Below are 13,652 nucleotides of genomic sequence, written 5' to 3'. Positions count from 1 at the left end.
CCTGGGTCAAGCCGTCTTGGTGGTCCTCAAGCGAGTTGACATAGCCAAGACGCGGACCGCGGAAAGTTTGCTAAGAGCGGTAGGGCGCAGCCGCCCTCCGCGAAGTGCGACCTATGCGAGCTTCTCCAGCACGCGCGATCGTCACCTACTCACTCGTGGCGTGCCGGTCTCGCTTTTGTGTCTGCTGTCTTGACTAGCGTTGCCATATGGGTTACCGCGATGAGGATGATGCGCTGCTGATGTTGGCGTTCTCGGTTCAGGCCAATCCCGGAGCGTACGCCTTGCTCCTCGGGGCTGGCGTTTCTGCGCCGAGTGGGATCCCGACCGCCTGGGGTGTGCTGGAGGATCTCACGAGCAGGATTGCGCAACTCGCAGGTGAAGAGCCCGACATGCCCGTTGAGTGGTTCGAAACCACCTATGGGGTGCCTGCACGGTATGAGACCTTGCTCGAGAGGTTGGCGCCGACCCCGATGGAGCGTCAACGCCTGCTGCGCGGGTACTTTGAACCCGCGGAGAGAGATGTTCGCGATGGCAAGGTGGGGCCGACCGCTGCGCATCGAGCCATCGCGCGCATGATTCAGGCCGGTGCTGTCCGCGTGATCGTCACCCTGAACTTCGACCGCCTGGTTGAAAAAGCGGTTCGCGACCTCGGCATCGAACCGACGGTGATCGCTTGCCCCTCCGATATCGAGGGTATGTCTCCGCTCCACTCGCTTGAGTGCTGCATTATCCATCTTCATGGCGACTACCTAAATCCGACTTCGATGCTGAACACGCTTACTGAGCTCGAGGCATACCATCCAGCTACCGCGAAGCTGCTCACTCGGGTGCTTGAGGAGTACGGCTTGATCATCGCTGGGTGGTCATCGACGTACGATCCGGCATTGCGGGAGGCTATCGCTAGGGACTTCTCGGGGCGGTTGTCGATGACGTGGATCGAACCATGGGACCAGTCCACGACGGCTGTCGAGCTTCGGACGCTGAAGAAGGGCCTGCTCCTGCCGACCGACGCCGATGACGGGTTCGGCAAGTTGGCCGACGCGGTCGAGGCGATGGCCTCGCGCCGAGCCCGGCACCCTCTGACGATTCCAGTTGCTGTGGAGAACGCGAAACGAGAGCTTGCGGGCGGCCAGGTCGCGATCCGTCTGCATGATGTTCTGCGGGCGGAACTCTCTCGGTTGGGTGAGCACGACGATTTCCACTTGCCCGATCACCAGGACGACGACCGCTACGGCGGGTATGAAGCCATGGTCGAGCGGATCGAGGAAGCCTGTCGGGTACCAACTGCCCTGGTTGCCACGCTCGCGTACTGGGGCGATTCAGCGACTGATCGTTGGTGGCTGGAGGAGCTCGAACGGTTCGGACGGCGCGCGCCGGGGGGCGGGATCACCAGGCTATTGGACCTCCCGCTCGTGGCCGGCTCGATGTTGTTCTATGCCGCCGGCGTCAGCGCCGTCGCTGCGCGACGATACAACCTGCTCGCCAAGCTGCTGCAGGTTTCTCTGCCCGACCCACACTCGACTGGGCAGAATCTCTTGGCCAAGGTGCTCGATCCCGAGTTCACGTGTGGTCTGCCGTCATCAGCAGCCCGTGCCCACTCGGTGCTGCAGCCGACGCTTCGTGAGGCACTCGGGCTCGGAGCTGAAGCTCTCGACGACGCATGGCAGCAGTTCGAGGTGATCCGAATCGCCGCGGTCGCGCGCAGGACTGGCGGGTTCCACCACTCGTACGCGGCTCTAAGGGAAGCTACCGACGAGTTGGACAGCGCAACCACGATGGCGCAAATGCGCGGAGCTCAGCACGAAGTCGATGCGGCCCGAACCAAGCAGGTAGTTGCACACTCCAATGTCCAAACCGCCTGGAACGTTCTGTCCAACTCCACTGCCGTCGGGCGACCGCACTTGCTCACGGCAGACCATCGCGGAGACGAGGGGTGGCAAAGCCCTGTCGCGATGAAACTCGCTGACGAGATCCTGAGCGCGCAGGAGCGGCACCCGCTCGTCGCCTTCGGGGTCGATTCGAATCCTGAGGTGCTTGCGGCCGCCGTGCGTGCGACCGGAATCGCAGCGGGAGCGCGCGGACGTGCCCTGGCTTGGGAACGCGTCGCGGGCTCGAGCGGGACCGTCCCCATGCAGATGTGGCTTGATTCAGGGCTGGCACCGTCAGAACTCGCCCTGGGACGTTGACCGCTTGGCACGGGATCCTTGTTGTACTTGCTTCTTCGCGTCCGCATCGGTCAAATTAGCGTGGCGAACCCAGCCGAGCCCGACGCGTTCCTCCGAGGCATCCGATCCAGCCTCGACCGGGCGGTTCGACAAGTCCACCGCGCCGCCCGGCAACGGGGCGCCGGCGGACGCAAAGCGGAAACGCGAAGACTCCATTTCCCGCGCCCAACGCGTGTCCGATGACTTCGGCGGCTACGCCATCCACATCGTCTGAGGGAAGGGCCCTTCCGCAGTCGTTCGGTCGCTGATCAACGCGTGCGCCCCTAAGGCCTCCTTCTCATGAAGCCGTACTCGATGCACCGTCCGCCTCGCGAGCAATCACCAGCATTGGAGAATGGACGTATGCTACCGTAGGTAGTTGCAAGAACCTGAGCTAGCTCGGAGGAAGGCGATGCGAGGTGGAGTGATCCTGTACCGGGGTTCCGGGGCCGACGCGCGCCGATACCTCGAGTCAGATCGCTCCCGCGCCGACGACCACTACCTCGAGGGCGGCACGGCGCTGGCCGAGTTCTCCGTCGTCGACGGCAAAGGCGACCTGATCGGCGAGGGCGCGCTCACCGCCGACCAGTACGCCCAGTGGGTCGACTGGATCAACCCCCTCACCGGCGAGTCGATGGGCACGGCCCGCCACGCCGGCGATGCTCGCCATGGATCGCCGCGGTTCGCCGAGATGGTCGTGAACGCGCCGAAGTCGCTGTCGATCGCCGCGGCGCTTCATCCCGAGGTATCCGCTGCTCTCGATGCGGCGCAGCGCGATGCGGTCGCCGAGATCCGCGTCTGGCTCGGCCAGCACTCGGTCACGCGGGTCGGCCCGCGCGGGGCGCAGCGGGTGGTGCCGATCGAGCAGCTCGAGACGGTCGCGGTCTCGCATAAGACCTCGCGGGCGGGCGATCCGCACCGGCACATCCACTTCCAGATCGGCACGCGCGTGTGGGCGGATGCCGTGTGGCGAGGTCTCGACACTGCAGCGCTGTTCCGGCAGCAAGGCGCGATCCGCGCGCTCGGCGCGGCCGTGATCGCGGCGCACCCGCTGCTGGCGGCCGCGCTCGATGCGCATGGCCTCACGCACGATCCGGTGACGGCCGAGGTCACCGAACTGCAGCCGTTCAGCGCGGCGATGAGTAAGCGTGCCGAGCAGGTTGCGCGCAACCTGGCACGCTTCGAGAAGGACTGGCGTGCGGAGCATCCGAACCAAGAACCCGGACCCGCCGCGATGTCGCGACTGACCGCGATGCGTGGGATCACGAGCGGCCGCACAAGAAGCCGACCGAGCTCGGCAGCGAGGAAGCGTGGCGGCGCCAGCTCGAGGCATCCGGCTATCGACCTGATCTCGGACGCGTGCGGGCGCAACGGGCCGTCGCGCTCGATGAGCTGAGCGTGCAGGATGTCGCGTCCCGCGCCCTCGATCGCTGCGCAGCCGCCGCGTCGACGTGGACGGTGCACGACATCCAGGAGCACGTATCGCGCCTCGTGACCGAGGCCGGCGTGCGTGCCGACCCGATACCGCTGCGCGAGTTCATCACGCTCGCCACGGAGCTCGCGAAGGAGGGCTCCCTGTCGGTGCTGCCGCCCGGTGGGCCGCATCCTGAGCACGTCGCGTACCTCACGAGCCTGCACGTCATCGCGGCCGAGACCCGGCTGCGCGATCTGCTCACGGCGCGTGCCGAGCGGCCGCAGGTACGCACGCCGGACCTGTCGCGCATTGCACAGCGACTCCGACTCGACCCCGCACAGACGCGCGCGGCTGCCGCCGTGGCATCCGCTCAATCGCTCGTCGTCGTGGAGGGTGCAGCCGGCGCGGGCAAGACGACGATGCTCGCCGCCGCGATCAAGGCGGCGGCAATGCAGGGTCGCAAGACCCGTGTGGTCACCCCGACCAAGAAGGCGGCCGACGTTGCGCATCAGGAGCTCGGGGTCGCGGCCGACAGCGTCGCCAAGCTCGTGCACGAGCACGGGTGGCGGTGGAATCGCGACGGCGTGTGGACGCGGCTCGCCATCGGCGACCACGACCCCGACACGGATGCACCGTACGCCGGCCCCGCGGCATCGGCTCGGCTCGCTCCCGGTGAGCGGATCGTCGTCGACGAGGCGGGCATGCTCGACCAGGACACCGCGCTTGCGCTGCTGACCGTTGCCGCCGAGCATCTCGCCAGCGTCGCGCTCGTCGGCGACCGTGCGCAGCTCGCCGCGGTCGGCCGCGGCGGCGTGCTCGACCTGGCCGCGCAGCTGCTCCCCCGCGTGCATCAGATGACGGCCGTGCACCGATTCGTCGACCCCGAGTACGCCGCACTCACCGTGCAGATGCGGCGCGGGGATCATCCGGAGGCGGTCTTCGATCGGCTCTGCGCACTCGGGCTCGTGGAGATTCATGAGAGCCCGGATGCGCAGCTCGAGGCGCTTGCGCGCGAGTGGCGCGAGGGTTGCGCGATGACGGTTGCGACGAACGACGAGGCGCGCGAGTTGAATGCACGGATTCGGGAGGAGCGGGTGCGCGCCGGCGATGTCGATGACAGCCACACGGTCATCGGGAGCGATGGATTGAGCATCGGGCGCGGCGATGTGATTCAGACTCGGCGGAACGACTCGGGCGTGCGGGTGGCGAATCGACAGGTGTGGGTCGTTCGGAGCGTGGGCGAGGACGGGGCGGTGTGGGCGACGGAGCGCGCCGCCGGCCATCGGCCGCGATCGGTTCGGCTGCCAATCGAGTACGTCGCTGAGCACACGCATCTCGCGTACGCCGCGACGGCCCACGGGGTGCAGGGCATGACGGTTGACGTGTCGCACACGGTGGTGGGCGATGCGATGGGTGCCGCGGGCCTGTACGTAGGGATGACGCGCGGGCGGAACGTGAACCTCGTGCACCTCGTGGCGGCGGATGCGGATGATGCGCGCGAGCAGTTCGTCGTTGCGATGGATCGGGATCGCGCCGATCGCGGGCTCGCGCGGTCCATCACGACCGCGCGCGAATCCGTGTGGGGACTCACGGCCGACACCTGACCCACGGGAGCGCCAGAGGCGGGACTGAGCCTTTGAGAAAAGGCGAGTAGGCGAGACTGTACGCGTGGAACCGATCATCGTCTTTGGCAGCGAAAGCGAGGGGCTGTCCGTGGTCGGCGTTGGCGGCTTGCGCGGTAGTGCTCCGGAGCAGGCACTCGTGCAGGTAAGGGCCGATGGTCTGAGCGCCACTAGATGGATCTCCGAGTACCCGGACTTCGGAGGCTTGGTTCAGTACTTCGCCGAGTTGGAGCGACACTGGCGCGGGTGGCAGGGAACAAAGTCGTGGATCTCCCTTGAAGGAGATCTTGCCCTCGCAGCCACGCATACGGGGTCTCACGTGGCCATCTCGGTGAGCCTCGAAACACCCTGGAGATGGAAGGCACAAGTCGATTTCAGTGTCGGAGCAGGCGAGGAACTGTCAGCCGCACGGGTCGCGGTTGCGTCGGTCTTTACTCCGTGAAAGCGGTCGAGCACCATCTACCGCGGAGTTGTGAGATTCTCACATAGTGCCGGATCTTCTCTCCTTCGACATTTCGCCAATCGGAGCGAACGATGTCGCGATTACACCCGTTGTGAACGGCCGGCCTCTGACCGAGCTCGTCGCCGAGTTTGAGAGCTCACGGAATTGGCGTCCGGCTGGCGGGTATGGGCCGTTGATTCCAGCACACCACAACTACGGCAATCTCGCGGCATACTTGCTCGGCGAGGACAACGAGCAATGGCCTCGGCCCGGCAAGGTTTGGTTGCTCGCGTGCGACTGCGGGGAGGCAGGCTGCTGGCCGCTCGAAGCCAGCGTGGAGTCGGGCGGTTCACTGATCATCTGGCAGGGCTTCAGCCAGCCGCATCGCCCGGACAGGAGTTACTCCGGATTCGGCCCGTTCGTGTTCGCCCGAGACCAGTACGATCACGCGATCCGCTCAATTCCGGGCGCCGGCGTCGGCTGATGACACGTGAGCCAGCACTGCCCTGGCGCTTGGAAACTAACGCCTAGGACGTTAGTATTCAAGCATGAAAGGCCGCGATGCTCTTCGGGTGCTGGCGAACGTGTCCGAGTCCCAGTGGGGGATGGTGACCTCGGCCCAGGCTGGCGCGCGCGGCGTCAGCCACATGAATCTCACACGGCTGACCGAGTCCGGCGATCTGATCCGGCTCTCTCACGGCGTGTACAGAGATGCGGGCGCGCCGGCCGACCGACACGAGGATCTGCGCGCCGCATGGCTGGCTACTGATCCCACGCGGCTCGCGTATGAGCGCCTCCGCGAAATCCCGAAGGGCGCCGTCGTTTCCGGCGAGTCCGCAGCCAAACTCCACGGCATCGGCGACCTGCGCGCGATGAAGAGTGAGTTCACTTCTCCTACCCGTAGACAGACTCAGCGAGCAGACATCCGATATCGGACCCGTGGCCTGCCAGAAGAGGACGTCACTGTGAGAGAAGGTCTGCCCACGACAACTCGGGAACGCACGATCGCTGACCTGGTGGAAGACCGCAACGACTTCAGCATCGTGGGCAACGCGCTTCGCGATGCTGCGAGACAGTCTTCGCTGAATATCGATCGACTCACCGAACTTCTTAGCCCGCTCGCCGAACGGAACGGCTATCGCAAGGGCGATGGCAATGCACTGCTCGACGAGCTCATGCATGTCGCCGGAATCGACCAGGAAAGCCTCGCGAAGCAGATCGCCTCGATTTCATCTCTGGGCAGTCTCGTCACAACGCAATACCTCGGGAGCCTTCCAAAGATCGACGTCACACCGATCCTCGAACCGCTGGTACAGCAGCTTGCGGACCTGTACCCGCGCGAGGAGTACTCGAAACTGATCGCGCCGATATCAGAGGCGCTGAGCAAGGCCGCTCTCTCCGCGCTGCCGGACATGAGCAAGATCGCGGGAGAGATCGCGTCATCAGCGATGGAGCCCGTCCACGCTCAGCTCGCAGAACAACTGCGCGCGGCAGACTGGGCCTCACTTGCGCGTACTACGCAACCGAAAGGCGAGGCCACGTCGTGACCGGGACTGAACCATACGCGAGCCCCAGCGCCGTCGAAGCGGCCATCAAATCCGCGGCCCGCAAGGCGTTCGGCGCGGACCCGTCACTCACGATTCAGGAACGCATCCGGCTGGAGTACTTCCACCGCTTCCTCAGCCGCGTGTTCTCCGAGGCCGAAGATTCGGATTGGATGCTCAAGGGTGGCACGAGCATGCTTGCTCGGGTTGGGTCGGCGCGCAGCACAACCGATGTGGACCTCTTCCGGCGAAGTCGCACCCTGGATGCTGCACTTGAGGACCTCCGCCGGCTGGCAGCAATCGACCTCGGCGACTTCTTTCGTTTCGACTATGCCGGCCATTCGAACGCTGTCGATGGCAACCAGCAGGCCTACGCCGAGGGCTACCAGGTGAGCTTCGACGTCTCCATCGGCGCGAAGAAGAAGGACAGCTTTCACGTCGACCTCGTCGTGAACGTCACCATGACTGACGAGGTTGAAATTGCTAGACCGGCGAATGCGCTCGAGCTCCCGAAGCTGCCGAGCAATCCATACCGGCTCTATCCCGTCGTCGACCAGATCGCCGACAAGGTCTGCGCGACGATGGCCGACTACAACGGCCGGCCATCGAGCCGCGAGAAGGACCTGGTCGATCTCGTCGTCTTCGCGACGACACAGACTGTGAACGCCGACGCGCTGCAGCGCGCCATTCGCGTCGAGGCTCGCGTGCGCTCGCTTCCATCGTTCACCGAACTGGCGATCCCTATGGCTTGGGGGCGCGTGTATTCCAAGGAGGCGAAGAAGGTCCCGTACTGCGCCGATTATCGGACCGTCGACCTTGCGCGCGATCTCATGCGCGTATTCATCGACCCAGTACTGCTCGGCGAGGCATCCGGCCGCACGTGGTCGCCGAAATCGCTCGCCTGGAGTGAGCCGCCGGGCCCTCCGCAGCCCGATCTTGTGCCATTAATGTGCCATTAGATGCGCGAAAACCATCTGAAACCAACTGCGAGCGTTTCGGAGAATCCCTGATCAGCGCGATATCGCAACCATAGAAATTGAGCGAAAACCGCCAAGGCTCACTGAAAATCGAAAGGTCACCGGATCGATGCCAGTCGGAGCCACAACCAAAACCCCCGGTTTACCGGGGGTTTTTGCACGTCTAGAGACTAGATCGAATTCCTCGACGGATCAATTTGGTCACATATCGGACGCAACCCGCACGTTCAGCGCGTCCGCTGCGGCGACCAGGTCGTCGTGCGGGCTCGCACATTCGAACGCGGTTCGGACTCCCGGCGACCTCTTCCGTTCCCAAGAACCCATCCAGTCACGAAAGCGCCGATGACCGCTGCGATGGCGAGGATTCCCAGGCCCCAGAGCCAGGAGGCGGGTACGAACGGTACCCCGCCGATGAAACCGAAGTCACCCATGGGTTGATAGGCGTACCATCCGAACGAAGCAGTCGGGCCCGGAAGCAGCACGAGGACGAGCCCAAGAACGGCGAGGACCGCTGCCCCGATGATGAGCGCTGCGAGGCCGGTCTTCATGAGCTGCTCCTATGGGTCGTGATCCGGACAAACGATTTCGGAACGTGCGAATGGGTCGCGGCGACCCGACGACGCTTGGGACGATGGGATCCTCCTGAGTCGATCGATTCGAAAGTTGTCGGTGTCCGTAGGTGGATCGCTTTGCGGGCGGGAGACGCTCTCGCGCTTCCCCTCCGAAAGCGGCGGCGTCGGCGTTTCAGCCGCGGGGATCATGAACGCTTCCGAGGAAGAGCACGGCGCCGGTCTCGCGGTCGCTGATGGTGAACGCAAAGGGCCGATCGACCCGGAATGGCGGCGGTCCTGCGGACTCCGCCATGACCCCGCCCGTGACCGCCGCGGCCTCGGTGCCCGCCTCGTCGACCCGGATGTAGGTCTTCTGCACGACGGTGTCGAGGAACGGGTCGGCCGGCGACATCGGGGAGAAGTCCCCGCCCTCGAACGCAGACACCATCCCGAGCGATCGCAGAACCTCGTTGAGATTCGCGTCCCACTCGAGCTCAAAGCACGGTAGCGCGATCTCGGAGAAGGTGACCGTTTGAAGGCCGTCGACTGCATCCGCCCAGACCTCGGCGTCGAGATCGTCGAGCAACTCGTCGAGGGCAACGTCCTCGACGGGCAGCAGCACCTCCATGCCGAAGCGCTCGTCGTCACCGTAGGGAAGCCGGAGCATCTGGAAGCCATCACCGAATGAGGCCTCCACCTCGGCGGCGCTGCGATGCATGGTGCGCACGACCACCTCGTCGCCGCCCGCCAGGGCGAATGGCGCCTCCCTGGTATCCGCCTCGTCGAATGCGGTGGTCCAGGTGCCGCGGTAGTACACCGTGTTGAGCAACACCAGCACCGCCTGCGGGTCGGGCAGGCCGAGATCCGCGGCGACCTCATCGATCAGCCCCTCGGTGCGTTCGTCGACCCAGTCGTCAATGGCATCGGCGGCACCCTGCGAGCCGAGGTCAACCTCATCGAGCGTCGCCCCGTACGTTTCCTGCACGAATGAGACATAGTCGTCCTCGAACGGATAGCCTTCGGCCGACCACAGCGAGCTCGCAACCGCCAACGTAACGTCATCGGTACCGACCAGACCGGCGAGCAGAGCCGCATACCGCGTGTCCCGCGGGCCGTCCAGGCCCAGCACTTCGACCATCTCCTCGGCGTTGTCCCCGCCGGCACCGGCGGCCACCATCGCCAGCATCACTGAAGATGACACTGGCGAGGTGACAATGTTGTCACCGTCCTCTGCGATTGCGGCGTGCAGATCGAAGCCGAAGGCGTTCACGTCGTCGGCCGCCGCGGCAGCCCGCTCGGCCGACAAGCTGCCCGCGAGATCGGCGTCCACGGTGTCTCCCTCGCCGCCGCCCGGCTGGCCACCGACTCGGCCACAGCCGACGAGGACGAGGGTGACAGCCACAACCAGCCCGGCCCGCCACACGCGCCTGTATCCAGACTCTGCCGCGGCCGGGGCATCTCGGGTCATACACACACTGTGTCTGAAAGTCGGTGATACTTGCAGCGCTCCAGTCCACAGCAACTGAAACCACCCCCAGGCGCCGACGTCGGCGGATGGCAGTGACCTGACGTCCGCCCGCATGGCCGAACGGGGCTTCGGCCTCGACGACGACGGAACGCCTGCATGGGAGCTCGCGATGTACGGCGACACCGGCAGCGGGGCCTCCTACCGGTGGGAGGAGGCGGACTGGTCGGGCTACGCCATCCACGTCACGGGCGATGACAACATGCACTGAGCTCGACGTCCACGGCCGCGACCGACACGGCGAACTCGGGTCGCGCCCGACCGGCAGCCGAGTCCAACCGTCGAACGGACGGCTTCACTGCGTGATCGTCGTCTGCTGATACAGCGCGAGCCGCGGTCGGCCGTCGATGCGACGGTAGACGCTCGACATGAGCGCCTCGAACGGCTCGCCGCCGTCATCGCGCGACGAGACGGCGCGGTAGACGAGCGCCCTCGCGTCGTCGCCGACGTCGATCACGCGTGCATCGCTCAGTTCGTACCGCGACCAGGGCGGTGCGTCGTCGAGCGAGCTCGCGATGGCCTCGCGGTCGAGCACCATGCCGTTCACGAGCACCATCACCGCGTCATCCGTCATCAGGTCGCCGTAGAAGCCACCGCCGGTGCCCGAGCACAGCGACGTCCATCCCTCGTGTTCGAGGGCGAGCAGTTCGTCGAGGGTGAGATCGGTCATGCGGGCGATCCGAGCACATTCATGGCGCGTTGTGAAGGGGGTTGGCGCCCCGTCGTCGAGCTGCGACCATCGCCCGATGGATACGTATGACGAGCGGAACGACGACCTGCAGACCGAGCCCGTCGAGGCGGGCCACGACGATGCGACGCGTGCGGAGCAGCTCGAGGGCGTGATCGAGCAGGTGCGCGGCGACCTGCTGCTCGGCCACGTCGACGACGCGCGCGGAATGGTCCGCGACCGGCTCGCGGACGCAGGGCTCGGCGCCTCCGAGAGCGACGTCGACGCTGTGCTGAGCGCCGTCGAGGGCGGCGCGCCGGCCTGAGGCCTGGGCACGCCGCCTTCGGCGATGCGGATGCCTCGGCGCCTACTCGAGCGCCGACGTGAGCCGCGCCACCCCGTCGAGGAACTTCGCCTTCGCGGGCTCGCGCAGCCAGTCGTCGAGCGTGAGCTCGCGGCTGATGGCGCGGTAGCCCTCCTCGACCTCGCGCATGTCGCGCACGAACGACTCGCCCCGCACGAGCATCGAGATCTCGAAGTTGAGCAGGAACGAGCGGATGTCCATGTTGCTCGACCCGATGAAGGCGATGTCGTCGTCGATCGACATGTGCTTCGAGTGCAGGATGAACGGCCCCGGGTACAGGAAGATGCGCACTCCGGCCCGCAGCAGCGGCTCGTAGTACGAGCGCTGCGCGTGCCACACCATGCCCTGGTCGCCGATCTCGGAGACGAACAGCTGCACGTCGAGGCCGCGGAACTTCGCCGACGTGATCGCGTACATCATCGCCTCGTCGGGCACGAAGTACGGGCTCGTGATGATGACCTTCTCCTGCGCGGCGTTCACGAGGCCGAGGAACATGCGCAGGTTGTTCTCCTCGTCGAACGAGGGGCCGCTCGGCACGATCTGGCAGACGAGCGCGTCGGGCGACGGGTCGACGTCGACCTCGGCGACCGGCACGTGGGCGGTCTCGTGCAGGTTCTCGCCGGTCTCGGCGTACCAGTCGGAGAGGAAGACGGTGTTGATCGCCGCGACGGTCGGACCGGTGACCCGGGTCACGAGCTCCTGCCACTTGAGTCCGCGCTTCTGGTTCTTCGGCGAGTCGTAGTCGCGCGAGATGAGGTTCTGCGAACCGGTGTACGCGACCTGCCCGTCGACGACGACGAGCTTGCGGTGGTTGCGCAGGTCAGGACGCTGGAACTGGCCCTTGAACGGCTTCACGGGCAGCAGATAGTGCCACTCGACGCCGATGCGGTCGAGCTCGGCGATCGACTCCTTGTGGATCGGCACCTTGGCCGACGCAATGTAGTCCATCAGCAGGCGCACCTTCACGCCGCGCTGCACCGCGCGCTCCATCGCGGCGAAGAACCCGCGCGTCGTGTCGTCCCACGCGACGATGAAGAACTCGACGTTCACGAACCGTTCGGCGGTGTCGATCTCGGCGGCCATGCGGTCGATCGACTGCTGGTAGTCGCCGATGAGCTCGGCCCGGTTGCCGCCGGAGGCGGGCAGGGCGCCGAGGATTCGGTTCTGGCGCACGATCGAGGTGAACCACGCGGGCCAGGCCGACCGGTCGACAGTGTAGTCGTGCGCGTGCACGTTCGCCGCGATCAGTCCGTCGATCTCCTTCTGGCGCTCGCGCCGCTTCTTCGGCAGCTTCGCGTTGCCGATGAGCAGGTACATCAGCACGCCGATGAACGGGATCAGGAAGATGGCGAGCAGCCACGCCATCGCGGCCGTGGGCTTGCGGTCCTTCGGCACGATGAACAGCGCGACGATGCGGATGGTCCAGTCGGCGATCACGAGCAGTACCGTCGTCAGGACGGCCGGATCGATGTTCACGAGAGCTGTCCGTCGTGGTCGCGGCTGCAGCGGTTCATCGGCTCCTCCTCGGGCCCGGCGGCGTGCCTCGTCGCCGCGGGTGAGTCAACGATAGCGTTCGGGGGTCAGCTCATCGCGCGCAGGCGCGCGGCATCCCGCCGGTACATGCCGGCGTGCGCGACGAAGTCGTCGCGTCCCGTCGCCTCGGCTCGATCGTCGGTGAACCGCGCGAGCTCGTCGAGGCGATCGGCCGCGGCCCGCAGCACCTCGTCGACGGTGTACTCGCCGCCGTAGGCGCGCACGAGCCGCCGCACCCGGTCGACGGGCTCCTCGCCGTCGGAGGTGACCGCAGGTGCGTAGCCCTCGGCGTCCTCGGCGAACGGGGCGATGCGGTACGCGAGGTAGGCGAGGTCGCGCAGCCGCGGTCCGGGCGAGGCGAGGTCGAAGTCGATGAGCCCCACGACGCGTCCGCCCGTGACCACGAGGTTGTACGGGGCCACGTCGTTGTGGCAGACGACCTCGACCGGCTCGTGCGCCGGCATCCGCCAGGTGCGCCCGCGGTCGTTCGCGAGCGGCAGGGATGCCTCGTGCACGCGCCGCAGCAACCGGCCGGCCTGCTCGAGCACGGCCGTCGACCACTGCACCTCGGCGGGAGTGTCGACGAGCATGACGCCCTCGAGGTAGCTCAGCACCTCGCGGCCGGACTCGTCGATGCCGAGGGGCACCGGCACCTCCTCGATGCCGGCGGCGCGCGCGGCGGCGAGCAGGGCGTGCACGGCGGGAGTCCAGTCGCCCGCGACTCGTCGCACCGTGTCGCCGACGCGCACGACGGGGTCCATGTTGCCGCCGGTCAGCGGGATCTCCGCCGCACCCTGCTCGTCATCCAC

General features: G+C 66.3%; 14 protein-coding genes. 9 read left to right on the top strand and 5 right to left on the bottom strand.

All coding sequences use genetic code 11. The annotated features are described in order from the left end of the window. Positions 1-206 precede the first annotated feature (206 nt). The 7 genes from PX701_RS02570 to PX701_RS02540 all read left to right on the top strand — a co-directional run bounded on the left by PX701_RS02570 (position 207) and on the right by PX701_RS02540 (position 8,185). On the top strand, positions 207-2,186 hold the full coding sequence (locus PX701_RS02570; protein ID WP_275505404.1) for an SIR2 family protein: 1,980 nt from the start codon (positions 207-209) through the stop codon (positions 2,184-2,186). 430 nt (positions 2,187-2,616) lie between these two features. Further along, positions 2,617-3,600: a MobF family relaxase gene (mobF, locus tag PX701_RS02565; RefSeq protein ID WP_275505403.1), complete on the top strand. Its 984-nt coding sequence runs from the start codon at positions 2,617-2,619 to the stop codon at positions 3,598-3,600. Next, a complete protein-coding gene (locus PX701_RS02560; RefSeq protein WP_338029102.1) occupies positions 3,564-5,222 on the top strand; it encodes an ATP-dependent DNA helicase in 1,659 nt (552 codons plus the stop codon). The genes mobF and PX701_RS02560 overlap by 37 nt, the downstream gene beginning before the upstream one ends. A 64-nt stretch (positions 5,223-5,286) precedes the next feature. Then, positions 5,287-5,682 (top strand): DUF6228 family protein, encoded by a 396-nt coding sequence (locus PX701_RS02555; RefSeq protein ID WP_275505402.1) that lies wholly within the window; start codon positions 5,287-5,289, stop codon positions 5,680-5,682. Between the two features lie 46 nt (positions 5,683-5,728). Further along, positions 5,729-6,166, top strand: coding sequence for a hypothetical protein (locus PX701_RS02550; RefSeq protein WP_275505401.1), 438 nt, complete (start codon positions 5,729-5,731; stop codon positions 6,164-6,166). A gap of 64 nt (positions 6,167-6,230) precedes the next feature. Beyond that, positions 6,231-7,229, top strand: a complete 999-nt coding sequence (locus tag PX701_RS02545; RefSeq protein ID WP_275505400.1) for a type IV toxin-antitoxin system AbiEi family antitoxin domain-containing protein — start codon at positions 6,231-6,233, stop codon at positions 7,227-7,229. After that, positions 7,226-8,185: a nucleotidyl transferase AbiEii/AbiGii toxin family protein gene (locus PX701_RS02540; protein WP_275505399.1), complete on the top strand. Its 960-nt coding sequence runs from the start codon at positions 7,226-7,228 to the stop codon at positions 8,183-8,185. The genes PX701_RS02545 and PX701_RS02540 overlap by 4 nt, the downstream gene beginning before the upstream one ends. Before the next feature lie 245 nt (positions 8,186-8,430). On the opposite strand, the gene PX701_RS02535 is transcribed toward PX701_RS02540, so the two are convergent. Next, positions 8,431-8,751, bottom strand: a complete 321-nt coding sequence (locus PX701_RS02535) for a hypothetical protein (protein ID WP_275505398.1) — start codon at positions 8,749-8,751, stop codon at positions 8,431-8,433. A gap of 196 nt (positions 8,752-8,947) precedes the next feature. Beyond that, positions 8,948-10,222 carry a serpin family protein gene (locus tag PX701_RS02530; protein ID WP_275505397.1) on the bottom strand — a complete coding sequence of 425 codons (1,275 nt, stop codon included), beginning with the start codon at positions 10,220-10,222 and terminating at the stop codon, positions 8,948-8,950. Positions 10,223-10,334: 112 nt separating this feature from the next. Between PX701_RS02530 and PX701_RS02525 the strand changes: the two genes are divergently transcribed. After that, positions 10,335-10,490, top strand: coding sequence for a hypothetical protein (locus PX701_RS02525; RefSeq protein WP_275505396.1), 156 nt, complete (start codon positions 10,335-10,337; stop codon positions 10,488-10,490). A gap of 84 nt (positions 10,491-10,574) precedes the next feature. Here PX701_RS02525 and PX701_RS02520 read toward each other — a convergent pair whose 3' ends face one another. Next, positions 10,575-10,949 carry a nuclear transport factor 2 family protein gene (locus PX701_RS02520; protein ID WP_275505395.1) on the bottom strand — a complete coding sequence of 125 codons (375 nt, stop codon included), beginning with the start codon at positions 10,947-10,949 and terminating at the stop codon, positions 10,575-10,577. Positions 10,950-11,025: 76 nt separating this feature from the next. Here PX701_RS02520 and PX701_RS02515 point away from each other — a divergent pair, with 76 nt between their 5' ends. Continuing rightward, on the top strand, positions 11,026-11,271 hold the full coding sequence (locus PX701_RS02515) for a hypothetical protein (protein ID WP_231429985.1): 246 nt from the start codon (positions 11,026-11,028) through the stop codon (positions 11,269-11,271). A 42-nt stretch (positions 11,272-11,313) separates the two neighbouring features. Here the strand turns inward: PX701_RS02515 and cls are convergent, their stop codons facing one another. After that, positions 11,314-12,786: a cardiolipin synthase gene (gene cls, locus PX701_RS02510; protein ID WP_420831039.1), complete on the bottom strand. Its 1,473-nt coding sequence runs from the start codon at positions 12,784-12,786 to the stop codon at positions 11,314-11,316. Between the two features lie 104 nt (positions 12,787-12,890). Then, positions 12,891-13,652, bottom strand: coding sequence for a phosphotransferase (locus tag PX701_RS02505; protein ID WP_231429984.1), 762 nt, complete (start codon positions 13,650-13,652; stop codon positions 12,891-12,893).

The organism is Agromyces chromiiresistens (assembly GCF_029167465.1).
Lineage (GTDB): Bacteria > Actinomycetota > Actinomycetes > Actinomycetales > Microbacteriaceae > Agromyces > Agromyces chromiiresistens.
Note: the sequence above shows the minus strand (reverse complement) of the source record. Positions and strands in the feature narration are given on the sequence as shown.